The 19,713-nt window shown below is 71.5% G+C and carries 20 protein-coding genes; 17 read left to right on the forward strand and 3 right to left on the reverse strand.

The window, feature by feature from the left end:
- The first annotated feature begins 4 nt into the window (after window positions 1-4).
- The 6 genes from ahbB (C516_RS0116815) to C516_RS0116840 all read left to right on the forward strand — a co-directional run bounded on the left by ahbB (C516_RS0116815) (window position 5) and on the right by C516_RS0116840 (window position 6,186).
- On the forward strand, window positions 5-1,054 hold the full coding sequence (gene ahbB, locus C516_RS0116815; RefSeq protein WP_018719589.1) for a siroheme decarboxylase subunit beta: 1,050 nt from the start codon (window positions 5-7) through the stop codon (window positions 1,052-1,054).
- A complete protein-coding gene (locus tag C516_RS21330) occupies window positions 1,051-1,506 on the forward strand; it encodes an AsnC family transcriptional regulator (protein WP_018719590.1) in 456 nt (151 codons plus the stop codon). Before ahbB (C516_RS0116815) ends, C516_RS21330 begins: the two co-directional genes overlap by 4 nt.
- Window positions 1,503-2,057, forward strand: a complete 555-nt coding sequence (gene ahbB / locus C516_RS21335) for a siroheme decarboxylase subunit beta (RefSeq protein ID WP_018719591.1) — start codon at window positions 1,503-1,505, stop codon at window positions 2,055-2,057. The genes C516_RS21330 and ahbB (C516_RS21335) overlap by 4 nt, the downstream gene beginning before the upstream one ends.
- Window positions 2,045-3,211 (forward strand): heme d1 biosynthesis radical SAM protein NirJ, encoded by a 1,167-nt coding sequence (nirJ, locus tag C516_RS0116830; RefSeq protein ID WP_018719592.1) that lies wholly within the window; start codon window positions 2,045-2,047, stop codon window positions 3,209-3,211. Before ahbB (C516_RS21335) ends, nirJ begins: the two co-directional genes overlap by 13 nt.
- The gene (cobA, locus tag C516_RS19970) at window positions 3,208-4,398 is read left to right on the forward strand and encodes a uroporphyrinogen-III C-methyltransferase (RefSeq protein ID WP_018719593.1); all 1,191 of its coding nucleotides are present in this window, start codon (window positions 3,208-3,210) and stop codon (window positions 4,396-4,398) included. The genes nirJ and cobA overlap by 4 nt, the downstream gene beginning before the upstream one ends.
- A 153-nt stretch (window positions 4,399-4,551) precedes the next feature.
- Window positions 4,552-6,186, forward strand: a complete 1,635-nt coding sequence (locus C516_RS0116840) for a nitrite reductase (RefSeq protein WP_084594260.1) — start codon at window positions 4,552-4,554, stop codon at window positions 6,184-6,186.
- Window positions 6,187-6,217: 31 nt separating this feature from the next.
- Here the strand turns inward: C516_RS0116840 and C516_RS0116850 are convergent, their stop codons facing one another.
- A complete protein-coding gene (locus C516_RS0116850; protein ID WP_026321260.1) occupies window positions 6,218-6,616 on the reverse strand; it encodes a YbaN family protein in 399 nt (132 codons plus the stop codon).
- Between the two features lie 94 nt (window positions 6,617-6,710).
- Here C516_RS0116850 and hemN point away from each other — a divergent pair, with 94 nt between their 5' ends.
- Together hemN and C516_RS0116860 are read left to right on the forward strand one after the other, a co-directional pair.
- The gene (hemN, locus tag C516_RS0116855) at window positions 6,711-8,099 is read left to right on the forward strand and encodes an oxygen-independent coproporphyrinogen III oxidase (RefSeq protein ID WP_018719596.1); all 1,389 of its coding nucleotides are present in this window, start codon (window positions 6,711-6,713) and stop codon (window positions 8,097-8,099) included.
- A gap of 129 nt (window positions 8,100-8,228) precedes the next feature.
- On the forward strand, window positions 8,229-9,074 hold the full coding sequence (locus tag C516_RS0116860) for a mechanosensitive ion channel family protein (RefSeq protein WP_018719597.1): 846 nt from the start codon (window positions 8,229-8,231) through the stop codon (window positions 9,072-9,074).
- 75 nt (window positions 9,075-9,149) lie between these two features.
- On the opposite strand, the gene mmsB is transcribed toward C516_RS0116860, so the two are convergent.
- Window positions 9,150-10,046 carry a 3-hydroxyisobutyrate dehydrogenase gene (gene mmsB, locus C516_RS0116865; RefSeq protein ID WP_018719598.1) on the reverse strand — a complete coding sequence of 299 codons (897 nt, stop codon included), beginning with the start codon at window positions 10,044-10,046 and terminating at the stop codon, window positions 9,150-9,152.
- A 228-nt stretch (window positions 10,047-10,274) separates the two neighbouring features.
- Between mmsB and C516_RS0116870 the strand changes: the two genes are divergently transcribed.
- The 9 genes from C516_RS0116870 to C516_RS0116910 all read left to right on the forward strand — a co-directional run bounded on the left by C516_RS0116870 (window position 10,275) and on the right by C516_RS0116910 (window position 19,301).
- Window positions 10,275-11,138 carry a pirin family protein gene (locus C516_RS0116870; protein ID WP_018719599.1) on the forward strand — a complete coding sequence of 288 codons (864 nt, stop codon included), beginning with the start codon at window positions 10,275-10,277 and terminating at the stop codon, window positions 11,136-11,138.
- A gap of 87 nt (window positions 11,139-11,225) precedes the next feature.
- Window positions 11,226-11,834, forward strand: a complete 609-nt coding sequence (locus C516_RS19975; protein WP_018719600.1) for an SRPBCC family protein — start codon at window positions 11,226-11,228, stop codon at window positions 11,832-11,834.
- A gap of 149 nt (window positions 11,835-11,983) precedes the next feature.
- Complete coding sequence (locus tag C516_RS0116880; protein WP_018719601.1) at window positions 11,984-12,439, forward strand: (2Fe-2S)-binding protein; 456 nt, start codon at window positions 11,984-11,986, stop codon at window positions 12,437-12,439.
- Between the two features lie 10 nt (window positions 12,440-12,449).
- A complete protein-coding gene (locus tag C516_RS0116885) occupies window positions 12,450-14,834 on the forward strand; it encodes a xanthine dehydrogenase family protein molybdopterin-binding subunit (RefSeq protein WP_018719602.1) in 2,385 nt (794 codons plus the stop codon).
- A 46-nt stretch (window positions 14,835-14,880) separates the two neighbouring features.
- Complete coding sequence (locus C516_RS0116890; RefSeq protein WP_018719603.1) at window positions 14,881-15,678, forward strand: FAD binding domain-containing protein; 798 nt, start codon at window positions 14,881-14,883, stop codon at window positions 15,676-15,678.
- A 145-nt stretch (window positions 15,679-15,823) separates the two neighbouring features.
- Window positions 15,824-16,756, forward strand: a complete 933-nt coding sequence (locus C516_RS0116895; RefSeq protein ID WP_018719604.1) for an AAA family ATPase — start codon at window positions 15,824-15,826, stop codon at window positions 16,754-16,756.
- Window positions 16,740-17,966 (forward strand): vWA domain-containing protein, encoded by a 1,227-nt coding sequence (locus tag C516_RS0116900; RefSeq protein WP_018719605.1) that lies wholly within the window; start codon window positions 16,740-16,742, stop codon window positions 17,964-17,966. The genes C516_RS0116895 and C516_RS0116900 overlap by 17 nt, the downstream gene beginning before the upstream one ends.
- Window positions 17,923-18,522, forward strand: coding sequence for a nucleotidyltransferase family protein (locus C516_RS0116905; protein WP_018719606.1), 600 nt, complete (start codon window positions 17,923-17,925; stop codon window positions 18,520-18,522). The genes C516_RS0116900 and C516_RS0116905 overlap by 44 nt, the downstream gene beginning before the upstream one ends.
- Complete coding sequence (locus C516_RS0116910) at window positions 18,519-19,301, forward strand: XdhC family protein (protein ID WP_018719607.1); 783 nt, start codon at window positions 18,519-18,521, stop codon at window positions 19,299-19,301. The genes C516_RS0116905 and C516_RS0116910 overlap by 4 nt, the downstream gene beginning before the upstream one ends.
- A 136-nt stretch (window positions 19,302-19,437) precedes the next feature.
- On the opposite strand, the gene C516_RS0116915 is transcribed toward C516_RS0116910, so the two are convergent.
- A partial coding sequence (locus C516_RS0116915; RefSeq protein ID WP_018719166.1) for a transposase occupies window positions 19,438-19,713 on the reverse strand: 276 nt, incomplete at its 5' end.

A 19,713-nucleotide genomic window follows, 5' to 3' on the forward strand; every position in this document is an offset into this window, starting at 1 on the left:
GGTCATGGTGACGGCGGCAGCGGATATCGCGGGTGCGGGAACCGTGGCGGCCCCGGAGGGGCTGGCGCGAGCGCTGCTTCGCGCCTACGCCCGCGGCCTGCCGCTGGAGCCGCGGCCGTACCGCACCATGGCCCGTCACCTCGGGGCCGGGGAGGGCGAGGTGATCGCCGCCCTGGGCGCGCTCACCGACCGGGGCTGGCTCGCCCGGGTGGGCGCGGCCTTCCGCCCGGGGGCGGTGGGGGCGAGCACCCTGGCCGCCCTGGCGGTACCGCCGTCGCGCCTGGAGACGGTCGCCGCACAGGTGAACGCGTATCGCGGGGTGAACCACAACTACGAGCGTGAGCACCGTTACAGCCTCTGGTTCGTCGTGACCGCGGCGAGCCGCCCTGGAGTGGATGCCGTGCTGGACGGCGTCGCCGCCGATACCGGGCTGGCGCCCCTGGACCTGCCGCTGGAGAGCGCTTACCACCTGGACCTCGCCGGCCTGATGGCGGGCGAGGGGGACGCGCCGCGGACCGTCACCCCGCGGCCGCCCGCCGAGCCGCTGGTGCTGGACCCGGCGGCGAGGCACGTGCTGGCGGCGCTGGAGGACGGTCTCGCCCTCGTGCCGCGCCCCTTCGCCGCCGTTGCCGCCCGGGCGGGCGTCGACGAGGCGGAGGTGTTCGCGCGGCTGCGGGCCTGGCGGGAGCGCGGCGCCGTGGTCCGCTACGGGCTGATCGCGCGTCACCGCCGGCTCGGCTACCGGGCCAACGCGATGGTGGTCTGGGACGTGCCGGACGAGCAGGTGGATGCCGTCGCCGGCCGCATCGCCGGGTACCGCTTCGTCACCCTGTGCTACCGCCGCCCGCGGCGCCTGCCCGAGTGGCGGTACAACCTCTTCAGCATGATCCACGGCCGCGACCGCGCCACCGTCCGTGCCCAGGCGCAGGCGCTCGCGGCGGCCGCCGGTCCGGCGGTGCGGGACCGGCAGGTGCTCTTCAGCCGCCGGTGTTTCCGTCAGCGCGGCGCGAGCTACGCCCCGGCGCCGGCCGGCGCCGGGGCGGTGGCGTCATGAGTGGCGAACTGGACGCCGTGGACCGGCGCATCGTCAACGTCCTGCAGGGCGGCCTGCCCCTGAGTCCGACACCGTATTCCGAGGCCGCCGGGACCGTGGGCATCGCCGAGGCGGAGCTGCTCGACCGTCTCCGGCGCCTGCTCGACGACGGTTATCTCTCCCGCGTCGGCCCGCTCTTCGACGCCGGCGCCCTCGGCGGCGCCGTGACCCTGGCCGCCATGGCGGTGCCGCCGGTGCGCCTGGACGTGGTCGCGGCGCAGGTGAACGCCCACCCGGAGGTGGCCCACAACTACGAGCGCGACCACCGGCTCAACCTGTGGTTCGTGATCGCCGTGCTGGACGCCGAGCGCCTGGCAGCGGTGGCCGGCGAGATCGAGGCGGAGACCGGCCTGTGCGTCCACCTCATGCCCAAGCGCGCCGAATACTACCTCGGCCTGAGGGTGACGGCATGACCCGGAGCGGGGACGGGCACAGCCCGGACGCGCTGGACCGGCGCATCATCGCCGCGACCCAGCACGGCCTGCCCCTGTGTCCGCGCCCCTACGCCGAGGTCGCCGCCCGCGTCGGCACGGACGAGGACGAGGTCATCCGCCGGCTCGCGGCCATGCAGGCCGGCGGTGGAATCCGGCGCATCGCCGCGGTGCCCCAGCACTACGCCCTGGGCCTGCGCTTCAATGCGATGACGGTCTGGGACGTCCCGGACACCGACGTCGACCGCCTCGGCCGGGACGTCGGCGCGCTGGAGGCCGTCAGCCACTGCTACGCCCGGCCGCGCCACCCGCCGCAGTGGCCGTACAACCTGTTCGCCATGGTCCACGGCCGCGACCGGGACAGCGTCGAGGCGCGGATCCGCGAGGTTGCGGCGGTGCTCGGCGACCACCCCCGTGCCTCGGCGGTGCTCTACAGCCGCCGTGTCCTCAAGAAGACCGGTCTGAGAATCCCGGAACCGGCGACGAACCCCGCAAGCGATCCGCCCCCAGGAGGCCGTCCATGTTCAGACTGACCCGCTATATCGAGGCCCTCCGCACCCCGGGCTCGGTCCCGCCGCCGGGGCGCCCGCCCGGGCCCGTGGTGATCTGGAACCTCATCCGGCGCTGCAACCTCGCGTGCAAGCACTGCTACGCGACCTCCGCGGACATCGATTTCGCCGGCGAGCTCTCCGGCGCGGAGATCGACACGGTGATGGACGACCTCCGCGCCTTCGGCGTGCCGGTGCTCATCCTCTCCGGCGGCGAGCCGCTGATGCACCCGGAGATCCACCGTATCGCCCGCCGTGCCCGGGACAGGGGGTTCTTCGTCGGCCTCTCCACCAACGGCACGCTGATCGACGAGTCGAACGTCGCGACCATCGCGGAGACCGGGTTCGACTACGTCGGCATCAGCCTGGACGGCCTCGGCGAGACCCACGACCGCTTCCGCAAGCGCCGCGGCGCCTTCGACGAATCCGTGCACGCGCTGCGGCTGTGCCGGGATGCCGGCATCAAGGTGGGCGTGCGCTTCACCCTGGCCGAGGAGAACGCGCACGACCTGCCGGGGCTGCTGCAGCTCGTCGCCGACGAGGACATCGACAAGTTCTACCTCTCCCACCTCAACTACGCCGGCCGGGGCAACCGCAATCGCCGCGGCGACGCCGTCCACCGACGCACGCGCTGGGCGATGGATCTGCTGTTCCGGCACTGCCTCGCCGACCTCGCGGCCGGCCGGCGGCGGGACTACGTCACCGGCAACAACGACGCCGACGCCGTCTACCTCCTGCACTGGGCGGAGCGCCGTTTCCCGGCGGACGCGGTCGCCGGCCTGCGGCGGCTGCTCCGGGCCTGGGGCGGCAATGCCTCGGGCAGCGACGTCGCCAACATCGACAACCTCGGCAACGTCCACCCGGACACGTTCTGGTGGCAGCACAACCTCGGCAACGTCCGCGAGCGGCCGTTCTCCGCGATCTGGAGCGACGATAGCGAGCCCATGCTGGCCGCGCTGCGCCGCCGGCCGCGGCCGCTGGAGGGGCGCTGCGGTGCCTGCGCCCACCGCGACATCTGCGGCGGCAACACCCGCACCCGGGCGTGGCAGCTCACCGGCAACCTGTGGGCGGAGGACCCGGGCTGTTACCTGGACGACACGGAGATCGGCCTGCCGGCCGTCGAGGAGGCGCTGTCATGACCGGCATGCCGGCGACGCTGGAGCTCACCGGGCGGCGGGTGCTCGTGGTGGGCGGCGGGGACGGCGCACGGCGGCTCGCCGCGTGGCTGGGGCGCCACGGGGCGCGGCTGCGCGTGGTTGCGGCGGATGTCCGCCCGGCCCTGCGCGAGGCCGCCATGGCCGGTGGTTGGGCGCTGTGCGAGCGGGCGTTCGCGCAGGGGGACCTCGACGGCTGTCACCTGGCGGTGGCGGCGTCCGATTGTGTCGATCTCAACCACCGGGTCGCCGCGGAGGCGGACCGGCGGGGCGTGCTGGTCCACGCGGTGGGCGCGCGCGAGCGGTCCTCACTGCACCTCGATATCGACGACGACGAGCCGGCCGCGCTGCAATGGCGCAAGGAACCCGGCGCCGGCCGGGCCTACCTCGTCGGGGCGGGGCCCGGGGACCCGAAGCTGCTCACCCTGCGGGCACGGGAGGTGCTGGGCCGCGCCGACGCCGTGCTCTACGACCGCCTCGCCGCGCCGGAGGTCATGGACCTCGTGCCGGCCCGGGCGCAGCGCGTCTACGTCGGCAAGGCGGCGAGCCACCATACCGTGCCGCAGTCGCGCATCAACGCCATGCTCGTGGACCTCGTGGGCCAGGGGCTCGAGGTGGTCCGGCTCAAGGGCGGAGACCCCTTCGTCTTCGGCCGCGGCGGCGAGGAGCTGGAGGCGCTGCAGGCCGCCGGCGTGTCCTTCGAGGTCGTCCCCGGCGTCACCGCGGCCCTCGGCTGCGCCGCCTATGCCGGTATGCCGCTGACCCACCGGGACCATGCCCGGCTGTGCACCTTCGTCACCGGTCACCTCCGGGACGGCTCCCTGGATCTGCCCTGGGAGGCCCTGGTGCAGCCGTCGCAGACCGTCGTCATCTATATGGGCCTGCACGGGCTGCCGCGGCTGTGCGAGGAGCTCATGCGGCGGGGGCTGGCGCCGGGGCATCCGGCGGCGGTGGTCCAGCGCGCGACCCTCACCGGCCAGCGGGTGGTCACCGGCTGCCTTCGGGACCTGGTGACGCGGGTGCGCGAGGCGCGGCTCCAGCCGCCGAGCCTGGTTGTGCTCGGCGAGGTGGTGCGGCTGCGCGACCGGCTGGACTGGTTCACCGACTCGTTCGACGGGGCGGTGCCGGAAGGCGAAGCCGCGCCAGCTATCGAGGCGCTCCACGGGGGTTGATACCGCTCAAGGCGGGGAGCGCACTTCGCCTACAAAGTAGTAATTGGAATAAATATTCATAAGCGGCCGGCCGCCCGTCCGGGCGGCGCTCCGGCAGACAGGGGCCGGCCGTACCCGGAAGTCGTGTTGGAAGCCATTACAGGAGATACCACTATGTCATCCTCAGGCGTAAGAACCGCCGTGGGCACCGTGCTCGTGGCGCTCGCCGCCGCGTTCACGGCGGCCCCGGTGTTCGCCGGTTTCGACGCCAAACCCGCGGAGACCATCAACGGTCGCCCGGTGAAGGCCTTTGTCAGCTCCGAGTGCGGCGGCTGCCACAACCCCAAGCGTACGGGCGCCACCGGCCCGAACATCACCCAGCAGCGCCTGCGCGAGGGCATCGGCGACGGCGAAGGGGGCTTCAAGACCTCCAAGATCACCGGCCGGCCGCTGACGCCGTTCAATGAGCAGGCAATCTTCATGACCGTCAAGCACGGCCGCACCGGGACATCCATGCCCGCCTGGGGCACGGACTCCAATCCCATCGGCAAGGCGCTGTCCGACGCGGAGATCCGGGCGGTCACCGACTATCTCTGGAACAACGCCGCGCCCAAGCGCTTCTACTGGTCCCGGGAGAAGATGGAGGACTCCCTGGAGGTGCTCGTACCCAAGTCCGAGCAGCCGGCGGAGCCGACCCACGACCACCCGGTGGACAACCTCCTGCTCGCCACCGAGCGCGAGTACTTCAGCGTGGCCGTGATCGACGGTGACAGCTTCGAGGTGGTCGCCCATCTCAAGGCCGGTGCCCGCGCCCACGGCTACACCTTCAGCCCTGACGGGCGCTACGCCTACAACCTCGGCCGCGACGGCTGGCTGTACAAGTACGACCTCTACAGCCTCAAGCCGGTGCGTCGCATCCGCCTCGGCCTGGATGCCCGCGGGATCGCGATCTCGGACGACGGGCGCTACATCATGACCGGCATGTACATCCCGACCCAGGCGGTGATGGTGGATGCCGACACCCTGGAGCCGGTGAAGGTGATCGACACCCACGGCGTCGCCGCGATCACCGGCGGCAAGGTGGATTCGCGCATCTGCTCGGTGAACGACGTCAAGCCGAGCGTCGGTCCGTACTTCCTGCTCGCGCTCAAGGAGGCGGGCCAGATCTGGCGGGTCAACTACGACAAGCCCGGCTTCCCCGTGAAGAAGGTGGGTAACGTCGGCAAGATCCTGCACGACGGCTTCCTGCGTCCGGACAACAAGGTCTTCTTCCTCGCTTCCCAGAACTCCAATCACGTCGCCGCCCTGGACGTGGAGAGCATGGAGATCCTGGCCAAGATCGAGACCGGCACCAAGCCGCACCCGGGGCCGGGCGCGGTCTGGCGCGAGGACGGCGTGGAGTACGCGGCGACCCCGCACATCGGCGAGGGCAAGAACGTGATCTGGAACGACCACACCTTCGAGGTGGTCGGCGAGGTGCCCAGCGGCGGCCCGGGCCTGTTCGTGCGCGCCCGCGAGGACATGAAGTACGTGTGGTTCGACTCGGTCTTCCCGCCGGCGTCCAACGAGATCACCGTCCACGAGCGCAAGCCCCCGTTCAAGGTGGTCAAGCGCATCAACGAGGGCACGATGACCCTGCACCCGGAGCCGGACGCCGACGGCAGCCACGTGTTCGTCAGCGACTGGAAGGAAGGCGTGATCCGGGTCTACGACGACGAGACGCTGGAGAAGGTCGCCACCATCACGGACGTGCGTACGCCCACCGGGATCTTCTCGGTGTCGCGGGCACACCACCACGAGGGCCACTGAGGGCCCGGCGGGCGGGGCCATGCCCCGCCCGTCACGACTGCCGGGTGACGATGAAGGCGCTGACGCCGAGCAGCAGCGCCGAGACGCCCAGGCGCAGCGGCAGCGGTTCCACCGTCGCCATCATGATTCCCCAGCTCACCACGATCAGGCCGATGGCCGTGCGCTTCGCCGCCGGTCGGATGGCCCGGCGTTCCTGCCAGTCCGCCAGCGGCGGGCCGAGCCGCGGGTGCTCGTGGAGCCAGCGCGCCAGTGCCGGCGAGCTGCGCGAGGCGGCGTAGGCCGCGAGTAGCAGGAACGGGGTAGTCGGGAGCAGCGGCAGGGCCACCCCGAGCATGCCCAGGGCGATGCAGCTCCCGGCGAGCGCCTGCCAGGCGTAGCGGCGGAAGCCGCCGTTTCCCGGTGTGTTTCGAGACCCATGTTTGCCGGCCATGATCTGGATCAAAAGCAGCCCCTGATCTATGCCTTATCCTGCCACAAATGCGCCGTCCTGAACCCATCCCCAGGGGGCGTGCGTGGAGGTTGCCATGTCCGAGACCCTACAGATCGACCCGCAGATGCTCGAGCGCTACGACGTGACCGCCCCGCGGTATACGTCCTATCCGACGGCGCTCGCCTTCCACCCCGGCTGGGACGAGGCCGCCTACGTGGCCCACGTGCGCGCGCACCGCGCCCCGGACGAGCCCCTGTCGATGTATGTGCACGTGCCGTTCTGCCACTCGGCGTGCTTCTACTGCGCATGCAACCGGATCATCACCGCCAACCGCCGTCACGCCGAGCACTACCTGGAGCGGCTGATCCGCGAGATCCATGCCCAGGCGGCCCTGCTCGGCCCGCGGCCGCTGGCGCAGCTGCATTTCGGCGGCGGCACGCCCACCTACCTGGACGACGACCAGCTCGAGCGCCTGATGGGCGTGATCGGCGAGGCCTTTCCGTTCGCCCCGGTCTCCGAGCGGGAGTTCTCCATCGAGATCGACCCGCGCACGGTGGACCCGGCCCGCATGCGCCGGCTCCGGGAGATGGGCTTCTCAAGGGTGAGCCTGGGCGTGCAGGACTTCGACCCGGCGGTGCAGGCCGCCATCAACCGGATACAGTCCGCCGAGATGGTCTCGCAGGTGCTCGCCGCGGCCCGTGGCGAGGGCTTCACCTCCACCAACATGGACCTCATCTACGGTCTGCCGAAGCAGGACCGGGCGCGCTTCGACGCGACCCTGGAGCGGATCATCCGCATGCGTCCCGAGCGGTTGGCCATCTACAACTACGCCCACCTGCCCGAGCGCTTCAAGATGCAGCGCCAGATCGACGCCGATACGCTGCCGGGGCCCGAGGAGAAGCTGGGCATCTTCAACGACGCCATCCGCCGGCTCACGGAGGCGGGCTACGTCTACATCGGCATGGACCACTTCGCCCTGCCGGAGGACGAGCTCGCCCAGGCCCTGGCCGCCGATACCCTGCAGCGCAACTTCCAGGGCTATTCCACCCGGGGCGGACTGGATCTGGTGGGCGTGGGCTCCACCGCCATCGGCCACATCGCCGGCGCTTACAGCCAGAATCACCACAATCTCGCGGCCTACAACGAGGCCATCGACGACGGCCGGCTCGCGGTCGCCAAGGGATACCGGCGTGACGCCGACGACGAACTCCGTGCCGAGGTGATCGAGGCGGTGATGTGCCGCTCGCGGCTGGACTTCAACGACGTCTCCGCGCGCCACGGCATCGACTTCGCGGATTACTTTGCCGACGCCCTCGCCGACCTGCGCCCCGCCGAGGCGGACGGGCTGGTGGTCATCGGCGATGACAGCCTGACCGTGACCCGCCAGGGGCGGCTGTTCCTGCGTCAGATCGCGATGCCGTTCGACGCCCATCGCCGGCGCGGCGAGTCCGACATCCTGCGGCGCTTCTCCCGCGCCATCTGACCCGGCGGCGGCCTCGCGGGCCGCCGTCCTTCCGCGGTTGCCCCCGGCCCGGCCGGGGGGCTTTAATGTGCGCGTGCGACGCCTTTTCGGGGCGGCGCCACGCACAACAACAACCGCGGAGCGTCACACATGCAGGACATGCAGCAACTCTACGAGCAGGGCTACGCGTGGCTGGTCACGAACGGGGCCGACTTCCTGCTCAACCTCGTCGGCGCTGTCGTCATCTTCTACGTGGGCAAGTGGGCGGCCCGCGGCCTCAAGGGCGTCAGCCGCCGGCTGATGCAGCGCGCGCGACTCGACGACACCCTGGTGAGCTTCGCCGCCAACATCATCTACGCGCTGATCCTCGCCTTCGTGATCATCGCCGCGCTTGGCCAGCTCGGTATCCAGACGGCCTCCCTCATCGCCATCCTCGGTGCCGCCGGCCTGGCCGTCGGTCTGGCCCTGCAGGGCTCGCTGTCCAATTTCGCGGCGGGGGTGCTAATGATCCTCTTCCGCCCCTTCCGGGTGGGGGACTACGTCGAGGCCGCGGGCACCAGCGGTACCGTCGACGAGATCGAGATCTTCCAGACCCGGCTGCGCACCCCGGACAACAAGGTCGTCATCGTGCCGAACGCGAGCGTCACCGGTGGCACCATCGTGAACTACTCGGCGATGGATACCCGCCGTGTGGACATGGTCATCGGCGTGCATTACGACACCGACCTGTCCCGGGCCCGGAACCTGCTCATGGAGATCATCACCGCCGACGAGCGCGTGCTCGCGGATCCGGCGCCCGTGGTGGTGGTGGGTGACCTCGGTGCCAGCACGGTGGACTTCTGGGTGCGGCCCTGGTGCAAGGCCACGGACTACTGGCCGCTGAAGTGGGACATGCTGGAGACCATCAAGACCCGGCTGGAGGCCGAGGGCATCACCATCGCCTTCCCGCAGCTCGACGTCCACCTCTTCCGCGAGGAGGGGCAGGGCGCCGGGTAGCACGGCGGGCCGCGCCGCCCGCGCGGACGCCGCGTCCCGGCCCGGTGCCGTGTCCCCGATCCGGGCGCCGGCGTGTCAGCCGGCGTCGTCTCCGCGCAGGAACTCCAGGATGCTGGAGAAATCCTTCCTGCCGTTGCCCTGGGCGCTGTGGGTCGTGTAGAGGCTGCGCGCAAGCGCCCCCATGGGGGTGGCGGTGCCGCTGTTGACCGCCATGTTCATGGCGAGCCCCAGGTCCTTGGCGATGAGGTCCACCATGAACCCCGGCTGGTAGCCGTTGGAGGCCGGGGCGTTCTCCATTACGCCCGGGTAGGGGTTGTAGACCTGCAGCGCCCAGTTGTTGCCGGAGCTCGCCTTCATGATCTCCGAGGCCACGGCCGGGTCCAGGCCGTGGGCCCTGGCCATGTTCAGCGCCTCCGAGGTGCCGATCATGAGCACGCCGAGCAGCATGTTGTTGCACATCTTGCCCACCTGACCGGAGCCGCTCGGGCCGGCATGGAAGACCGCCTTGCCCATGACGTCGAGCACCGGCCGGGCCTGTTCCACCGCGGCGGCCTCGCCGCCGCAGATGAAGGTGAGCGTCCCGGCACGGGCGCCGCCCACGCCGCCGGAGACCGGGGCGTCCACGAACGCCAGTCCCGCCGCCGCGGCACTCTCGGCGACACCGCGGGCCTCCTCCGCGGCGATGGTGGAGCAGTCCACCAGGAGGGTGTCGCGGGAGACGCGCGCGATCAGCCCGTCGTCCCCCTCGTAGACCTGACGGACGTGGCGTCCGGCCGGGAGCATGGTGATGACGATCTCGGCACCGTCGGCGGCGGCCACGGCGGTCTCCGCCTTCGCCGCGCCGGCCTCCACCAGGGCGCTCACCGATTCCGGCACCAGGTCGAAGACCGTGACCTCGTGGCCGGCATTGACGAGGTTCGTGGCCATGGGGGCACCCATGTTGCCCAGGCCGATGAATGCGATCCGTGACATCCCTCTCCTCCTCGGATTGTGCTTTACGTTAACGTCAACGACGCTTTCCGGGAGTCTGAAACCTCCGCGCCGAAAAGAAAAGTTCCCGCCGCGTCAACGGCCGTCCGTGGGCGTGGCAGTCGTGCCGATTGTTCCTGATGCGGCAACAGCGTATTCGTTTCCAGCATCTTTGTTTCCGGCTCAGACGCTCCTAACGTATCCCTGTAACCCACTGGAGCGGAGAGCGACATGAATGATCAGCCCCGCAGCGACACCCGCCAGGTCACGCGCCTGGCCCGCGGCATGCCCGCCAGCGACGGCGCGGGCGTGCGGTTGACCCGCGTCATCGGCACCCCCTACCTGGATGCCGTCGACCCCTTTCTGATGCTCGACGAGTTCCGCTCCGATAACGCGGACGACTACATCGCCGGCTTTCCGGAGCACCCGCACCGCGGCTTTGAGACGGTGACCTACATGCTCGCGGGCCGCATGCGCCACGGCGACAACCAGGGCAACAGCGGCGTGCTCGAGCCCGGCGGACTCCAGTGGATGACCGCCGGACGCGGCATCGTGCATTCGGAGATGCCGGAGCAGAGCGACGGGCTCATGTGGGGCTTCCAGCTCTGGGTGAATCTCCCGGCCGGGCGCAAGATGACGGCACCGCGCTACCAGGACATTCCGCCCGCGGAGGTCCCCGTGATCATCCCCGCCACCGGTGTGCGGCTGCGGGTGCTTGCCGGCACCGTGGAGGGCGTCGAGGGGCCGGTGCGCGGTATCGACGTCGACCCCCTGGCCGTGGACATCGCCCTCGATGCCGGTGCCGCTCACCGGCTCACCCTGCCGGCGGACCACGCGGCCTTCGTGTATTGCTTCGAGGGGGGGCTGAGCGTCGGTGAGGGCGATGCCGCCCGGGCCGTGGCCCGCGGCGAGCTGGCGGTGTTGAGCGAGGGGGGCTCGGTGCGGATCGGGGCGGGCGGCGATGCCGGGGGCCGCGGGCTGCTGGTCGCGGGGCGTCCCCTGCGTGAGCCGGTGGCGCGGCACGGGCCGTTCGTGATGAACAGCCGCGAGGAGCTGATGCAGGCGTTTGCCGACTACCGCGATGGCCGCCTGTGACCGTATTGCTGCAGCGCGTCAGTGCACGTGCCCCCGGCGCCGTCTATGGTTTCTAACGCCAGACCGTCACCGTGAGGGCAAGGTGTCATGGAGATGAACCAGGAGCGCGAGCTCGCGTTCGACCGCCAGACCGTGTGGGATGCCCTTAACGACCCGGAGGCGCTGCGCGTGTGCATCCCGGGCTGCCAGGGCCTGGAGATGCTGGAGACCGACCGCTACGAGGCGGTGGTCCAGACCAAGATCGGTCCGGTCAAGGCCCGTTTCCGGGGCCACGTCTCCATCGAGGATGCCGATCCCCCGCAGGGCTACCGCCTGCGCTTCGAGGGCCAGGGCGGTGCCGCCGGCTTCGCCAAGGGTGGGGCCTCGGTCCGGCTGGAGGAGATGAATCCCGAGGGCACGCGACTCGCCTACGATGTCGAGGCCACGGTGGGCGGCAAGCTCGCCCAGGTGGGCTCGCGCATCGTCAACGGCGCCGCCCGCAAGCTCGCCGACGAGTTCTTCGACAACCTCGGGGCCTACCTGCGCGGTGAGCCCGTGGGCGAGCCGGCGCCGGCCGAGGCCTCCGGCTCTTCCGCCGCTGGCAGTGGCGATGCCCCGGCGGCGGAGCCCCCGGCGAGCGCGGACGACACCGGCGAGGCGAGTGCCGGCAAGAAGAAAGGGGGCTGGCGTTTCTGGCGCCGGGATTCGTCCGGTTAGCCGGCCCCCCGCGACGAGCGGCGCCCGTCCCCGTACCGTTTCCTGGCGTCACGCCGTTCACAGGCTATTTTAGAAAAACGGACCCGGAGAGGTCCGCGGCCGCGCCCCGCAGGGGGCGCCATGGCTCAGGCTTAGGAGGAGAGCTGCCCATGAACGTATCGCTCACCGTCAACGGCCAGGCGGTCACCCGGGACGTGGACCCGCGGACCACCCTGGTGGAGCTGCTGCGCAACCACCTCTCGCTCACTGGCACCCACGTCGGCTGCGACACCGGCCAGTGCGGCGCCTGCACGGTGCACCTGGACGGCCGTGCGGTGAAGGCGTGCAGCGTCCTCGCCGGGCAGGCGCAGGGGGCGCAGGTCACTACCATCGAGGGCCTCGCCGACGGCGGCCTGCACCCCATGCAGTCCGCCTTCCGCGAATGCCACGGGCTGCAGTGCGGCTTCTGCACGCCGGGGATGGTCATGGCCGCGGTGGACCTGGTGAAGCGTCACCCGGATCCGGACGAGGCCACCATCCGCGACGGGCTCGAGGGCAATTACTGCCGCTGCACGGGCTACCACAACATCGTGCGCGCGGTGCGCCGCGCCGCCGAGCAGATGTGAGGGGGGAGCGATGAGCGATTCCAGCATCGGCCAGCCGGTTCACCGCCGCGAGGACGAGCGCTTCCTCCGCGGGCAGGGGCGCTACACCGACGACATCCACCTCCCCGGCGAGGCCCACGCCTATTTCCTGCGCTCGCCCCATGCCCACGCGCGCATCCGCGGCATCGGGACCGCCGCGGCGGCGCAGGCGGACGGCGTGGTGGCGGTGCTCACCGGCGAGGACCTCGCCGCCGACGGTGTCGGCGGGCTGCCCTGCGGCTGGCAGATCACCGATGTCGACGGCAATCCCATGAAGGAGCCGGCGCACCCGCCGCTCGCGCAGGGCAAGGTCCGTTACGTGGGCGACGCCGTGGCGGTGGTCATCGCCGAGAGCTACTGGCAGGCCAAGGACGCCTCCGAGCTCATCGAGGTGGACTACGAGCCGCTGGAGGCCGTCGCCTCCGCCGCCCGCGCCCTGACGGACGGGGCACCGCGGGTGCACGACGAGTTCGACGACAACTGCTGCTATGTCTGGGAGATCGGCGAGGGTGGCGAGGTGGACGCCGCCTTCGATAGCGCCGCGCACACCGTGTCGGTGGACATCACCAACAACCGGTTGATCCCCAACGCCATCGAGCCCCGGGCGGCGATCGCGCAGTACACCCCGGGCGAGGAGCGCTATACCCTCTACACCACCAGCCAGAACCCCCACGTCACGCGGCTGCTGATGAGCGCGTTCGTGCTCCAGATTCCCGAGCACAAGCTCCGGGTGGTGGCGCCGGACGTCGGCGGCGGGTTCGGCTCCAAGATCTTCCACTACGCCGAGGAGGCGGTGCTCACCTGGGCGAGCCGCCGGGTCGCCCGGCCCGTGCGCTGGACCGCCGAGCGCTCGGAGTCCTTCACCACCGACGCCCACGGCCGGGACCACGTCACCCGAGCGGAGATGGCGCTGGACGGCGACGGGCATTTCCAGGCGATGCGGGTGCGCACCACCGCGAACATGGGGGCGTATCTCTCCACCTTCGCGCCGTCGGTGCCCACCATCCTCTACGCCACCCTGCTCGCCGGGCAGTACCGCACGCCGAAGATCCACTGCCGGGTCACCGCGGCGTTCACCCACACCACGCCGGTGGACGCCTACCGCGGTGCGGGCCGGCCCGAGGCCACCTACGTGGTGGAGCGCCTGGTGGACGCCTGTGGCCGGGCCCTGGGGATCGATCAGGCGGAGATCCGGCGGCGGAACTTCATCCCGAAGGACGCCTTCCCCTACCAGACGCCGGTGGCGCTCAACTACGACGTCGGCGACTACGAGGCGACCCTGGACGCGGCCATGGAGATGGCCGACGTCGCCGGCTTCGAGCAGCGCCGTGCCGAGGCCCGCTCGCGGGGCCGCTACCGCGGCATCGGCTACTCCACCTACATCGAGGCCTGCGGCCTGGCGCCGTCCAACATCGCCGGTGCCCTCGGTGCCCGCGCCGGGCTCTACGAGGCCGGCGAGGTGCGGCTGCACCCCACCGGCAAGGTCACCGTGTTCACCGGCTCCCACAGCCACGGTCAGGGCCACGAGACCACCTTCGCCCAGGTCGTCTCCGACCGCCTCGGCATCGGCATCGAGGACGTGGAGATCGTCCACGGCGATACCGACCGCGTACCCTTCGGCATGGGCACCTACGGCTCGCGCTCGCTGGCGGTCGGCGGCACGGCGATCATGCGCGCCCTCGACAAGGTGATCGACAAGAGCCGCAAGATCGCCGCGCACATGCTGGAGGTGGACGCCGCGGACGTGGAGTACGACGATCACGGCACCTTCCGCGTGGCCGGCACCGACCGCACGCTGTCCATGCCGGAGATCGCCTTCTCCGCCTACGTCCCGCACAACTACCCGCTGGAGACGCTGGAGCCGGGGCTGGACGAGATGGCGTTCTACGACCCGACCAACTTCACCTATCCCGCGGGCAGCCACATCTGCGAGGTCGAGGTGGACCCCGAGACCGGGCGTGTGGAGATCGTCAACTTCACCGCGGTGGACGACTTCGGCAACGTCATCAACCCGATGATCGTGGAGGGGCAGGTCCACGGCGGGCTCGCCCAGGGGATCGGTCAGGCGCTGCTGGAGGCGTGCGTCTACGACGACGCCAGCGGCCAGCTCGTCACCGGCACCTACATGGACTACACCATGCCCCGGGCGGACGACCTGCCGAGCTTCCGCGTCGACACCCGCAACACCCCCTGCACCCACAACCCCCTCGGGGTGAAGGGCTGCGGCGAGGCCGGGGCCATCGGCGCGCCGCCGGCGGTGGTGAACGCCGTGATCGACGCCCTCGGGCCGCTCGGCGTGCACGACATCGGCATGCCGCTCACGCCGGTGCGCGTGTGGCAGGCCATCCAGCAGGCCGGCGGCAGCCGCGCGGCGTAGGCACGACCCGGGCCCGGTGCCCGGCGTACGGGTGAAGGAGACGACCATGTACGCATTCGAATTCCACCGCGCCAGCGACATCGATGATGCCCTGAAACAGCTCGGCGCGGACGACGAGGCCCAGCTCATCGCCGGCGGCCAGACGCTGCTGCAGAGCCTGCGCCAGCGTCTGGCGATGCCCTCGACCCTGGTCGATCTGGGCGGGCTCACCGAGCTCGCTGGCATCGAGCGCGACGGCGACGCCCTCAACATCGGCGCCATGACCCGGCACGCGGACGTCGCCGGCGCCGCCGCCGTGCACGACGCCATCCCCGCGCTCGCGGTGCTCGCCGGCGGTATCGGCGATGCCCAGGTCCGCAACATGGGTACCCTGGGCGGCTCCATCGCCAACAACGACCCGGCGGCGGATTACCCGGCGGGCCTGGTGGGGCTGGGTGCCACGGTGGTAACCACCGAGCGCGAGATCGCCGCGGACGACTTCTTCACCGGGATGTTCGAGACGGCCCTGGGCGAGCACGAGCTCATCCTCGGGGTGCGTTTCCCCGTGCCCCGGCGGGCCGGCTACGTGAAGTTTCCGCAGCCCGCATCGCGGTACGTACTGGTGAGCGTGATGGTCGCGGAGACGGACGAGGGCGTGCGCGTCGCCGTCTCCGGCGCGGGTCCCTGCGTGTTCCGCGTCCCGGAAATGGAGCGGGCGCTCGCGGCGGATTTCCGTCCCGAGGCCCTGGACGGCATCCGCGTGGACCCGGGCGGGCTCAACGAGGACCTCCATGCCACGCCGGAGTACCGTGCCCACCTCGTGGGCGTGATCGCGCGGCGTGCGGTAGCGGCGGCGCTGTCGTAGCGCCCTCGTCGCGTTGAGGCACGGGCGGGCGGCGGCGTTATGCCGGCCGTATGAGGACGGTCACCGGGGTTCCGCCCCCGTCGGACGCCAGGCCGTGACCCGCCCGGACCCAGGGTTCCCCGGAGCGAAGGATACCGGATCAGCCATGCCGCGAGACCGTGATGACCTGCCCGCCGATATAGAGGCGGTGGACGCGCTGTTCGCCGGGCAGGACTACGTCAGCGACCGCCGCCTGTCGACGGCGGTGTTCCTCGCCCTGCGCCTGGGGCGGCCGCTGTTCCTGGAGGGCGAATCGGGCACCGGCAAGACGGAGGTCGCCCGAGCCCTCGCCGCCGGCCTCGGGCGCCGGCTCATCCGGCTGCAGTGCTACGAGGGCCTGGACGTCGCCTCGGCGGTGTACGAGTGGAACTACCAGCGCCAGATGATCGAGATCCGCCTCGCCGAGGCGGGCGGGGCGGTGGATCGGGAGCACCTGGCCGATGACATCTTCGCCGAGCGCTTCCTCATCCGCCGGCCTCTGCTCCAGGCCCTGGAGCCACAGCCCGAGGGCCCGCCGGTGCTGCTCATCGACGAGCTCGACCGCACCGACGAGCCCTTCGAGGCCTTCCTGCTGGAGGTGCTGGCGGAGTACCAGGTGACCATCCCCGAGCTCGGCACCGTGCGCGCGGAGGAGCCGCCGATCGTGGTCATCACCTCCAACCGCACCCGCGAGATCCACGACGCGGTCAAGCGCCGCTGCTTCTACCACTGGGTGGATTATCCGGATGCCGCGCGGGAACTCGCCATCGTACGCCGCCGCGCCCCGGCGGCCGCCGAGGCGCTGAGCGCGATGGTGGTCGCCTTCGTCCAGCGACTGCGCGAGATGCCGCTGTACAAGCTCCCGGGGGTGGCCGAGACCATCGACTGGAGCCAGGCGCTGACCGCCCTGGACCGGGTCAGCCTGGACCCGGCCGTGGTCGGCGAGACCCTCGGGGCGGTGCTCAAGTACCAGGAGGACCTTGAGCGGCTGGACAGCCACGAGATCGAGAGCCTGCTCGAGCAGATCAACGCCGAGATCGCGGATGAGCGCCACGGCTGAGCCCCGCGGACGGCTGGCCGCCAACGTCGCCCATTTCGTGCGCCTGCTCCGCGCCGCCGGTCTGCCGCTGGGCCCGGACAGCACCCTGGACGCCATCGAGGCCGTGCGCACCGCCGGCGTGGGCGACCGCGCCGACCTGCGCGCGGCGCTGGCCGCGGTGCTGGTGCGCCGGCGCAGCGACCTGCCCGTCTTCGAGCAGGCGTTCGAGCTGTTCTGGCAGCATCCCCGGCTCACCCAGCGTGCCCTACAGCGCCTCGCCGCCCGCGCCGCCGGCGGTGGCACGACATCGCCGCGCCGGCCGCCGCCGCGGCGGATCGCCGACGCGCTCGCGCCGGAGGCGGACACGGGCGCCGGCGGGCGGGAGGCCGGCGATACCGAGGAGGGGCTGGCGACGCTCACCTGGACGGACCGGGAGCGGCTTCAGCACCGGGACTTCGAGAGCCTGAGCGCCGAGGAGCTTGCCCGGGCCCATCGCCTGATCCGCGACATGGTCCCGCCGGCGCCGGCGCGGCCCACCCGGCGTTACCGGCCGGACCCCCGGGGGACGCGTGTCGATCCGAGGGCAAGCCTCAGGGCCGGGCTACGCGGGGGCTCGCCGGGTATCGAGCTCCGCCACCGCCAGCGCCAGTGGCGTGAGCCGCCACTGGTGGTACTCTGCGATATCTCGGGGTCCATGAGTCAGTATGCGCGGACCTTCCTGCATTTCCTACATGCGCTGATGCACTCGCGCGAGCGTGTGGAGGTGCTGCTGTTCGGCACCCGGCTGACCCGGGTGACGCGGCTGCTCCGCGCCCGGGACGTGGACGAGGCCCTGGCGGCCGTGGGCGGTGCCGCGCCGGACTGGTCCGGCGGCACGCGCATCGGGGCCATGCTCGGTGCCTTCAACCGTCGCTGGGCGCGGCGGCTGCTGGGGCAGGGCGCGGTGGTCGTGCTCCTGAGCGACGGGCTGGACCGGGATCCCGAGGGCGGGCTTGCCCGGGAGGCGGCGCGGCTGCACCGGCTCTCCCGGCGACTCATCTGGGTCAACCCGCTGCTGCGCTGGTCCGGCTTCGAGGCCCGCGCCGGCGGGGTGCGGGCACTGCTGCCCCACGTGGACGAATTCCGCCCGGTGCACAGCCTCCACAGCCTGGAGCAGCTGGCCCGGGCCCTCGGCGGGAGATACGGCGATGGCGAGCGGGCCGATCTGCGGGCTGCTGCTGGCGGGGGGTGAGGGCCGGCGTTTCGGCGGGGACAAGCTCATGGCGGCGCTGGCGGACGGCACGCCCGTGGCCGTCGCCACCGCCCGGGCGCTGGCCGCCGGCTGCGACCGGGTCGTCGCCGTGACCCGGCCGGACCGTGATCCCCTGGTGAAGGCGCTGCGCGGTGCCGGCTGCGAGGTGGTCGTCACCGCCGCATGCCGGCGTGGCATGGGGGCGAGCCTGGCCGCCGCGGTCGCGGCCTCGGGGGCGGCCGCGGGATGGCTGGTGCTCCCGGCGGACATGCCCGCCGTGGCCGGCACCACGGTCGCCGCCGTCGCGGCGGCCCTGCGTCGTGGTAGCCTCATTGCAAGACCCGAGCTCGACGGTCGCCCCGGTCATCCGGTCGGCTTCTCCGCCGAGCTGCGCGAGGCGCTCGCCGCCCTGGACGGCGATACCGGGGCCCGCGGTGTGGTGGCGCGCCATCGAGACGCCGTCGCCTGCCTGGCGGTGGACGACCCCGGTATCCTCGCGGATATAGACACGCCGGCGGACCTCGTCCGTCTCGCCGGAGGAGGAAACGGGACGTGAGCGACGACTGGCTGGAGATACTGCGCGAGCTGCGCGAACGCGGCGTGGGCCATGCCCTCGCCACGGTGATCGAGACCCGCGGCAGCGCCTCGGCGAAGACCGGTTCCAAGGCGGTGATCGACGCCGAGGGCCGGCTGCTGCACGGCTGGGTGGGCGGCGGCTGTGCCGAGTCCACCGTCTGCCAGACCGCCGTGGCCGCCCTGCGCGAGGGCGAGGGCCGGGTGGTGGACGTCAATCTCGACGACGAGGTCCTGGGCGTGGGCATGCCCTGCGGCGGGCACATGCGCGTGTTCGTGGAGCCGGTGCTGCCGCGTCCCGGGCTGTGGATCGTCGGCCACGGCCGGGTCGCCGAGACCCTGTGCGCCTTCGGCGACCGCTTGGGTCTGGCCGTGCGGGTGAGCGACCCTGGCGCCACCGCCGAGCATTTCCCCGAGGCCGCCGAGCGCATTACCGATGACGCGGGTTACCAGCGCCTGCGCCCGGCACCGGGAGACTTCGTCGTCATCGCCACCCAGCACAAGGGGGATCACCTCTCCCTGGACCGGGTGCTCGAGTCCGATGCCGGCTACATCGCCCTCATCGCCAGCCGCAAGCGTGCCGGACTGGTGATGGACTACCTCCGCGAGCGCGGCCGGGGCGAGGAGGACATCGCCCGCGTGCGCTCGCCGGCGGGCCTCGATATTGGCGCCCGCACCCCCGAGGAGATCGCCCTGAGCGTCATCGCCGAGATCGTGCAGCACCGCCGCGGCGGCTCCGGCGAGTCTCTGGCGTCGCCGTAGCGGAGACGTCGGCTGCCGGGAGCACCGACCTACGGCCGTGCCACGCCGATCTCCCCTTATGGGACGGGGTTACCCCCGCGGCCGGCGGGCCTTGCGCAACCACGACGCAGGATGGGGGCATCACGTAGATACCGTCTTACCCCTGTGCTTGCAAGGGGATGTTGGGATCGAAGGATTTGCCGGACTTGAGCACGCCGTGGATGAGGTGGAGGAGCTTTCTGGCGGCGGCGCACACGAGGGACTTGCCTCTTACGCCACGCTGTTTGAGCCGCTCGACATAGGCGCGGATCACGGGGTTGTGTTTCATCGCGCACAGGGTGGGGAAGTACAGCGCCTTGCGCAGGGCGGCGTCGCCGCATTTGGAGATCCGGCGCGGGGCACGCACGCTGGTGCCTGACTCGTAGGGCCTGGG

Origin of the sequence: Arhodomonas aquaeolei DSM 8974 (assembly GCF_000374645.1) — a bacterium.
Lineage (GTDB): Bacteria > Pseudomonadota > Gammaproteobacteria > Nitrococcales > Nitrococcaceae > Arhodomonas > Arhodomonas aquaeolei.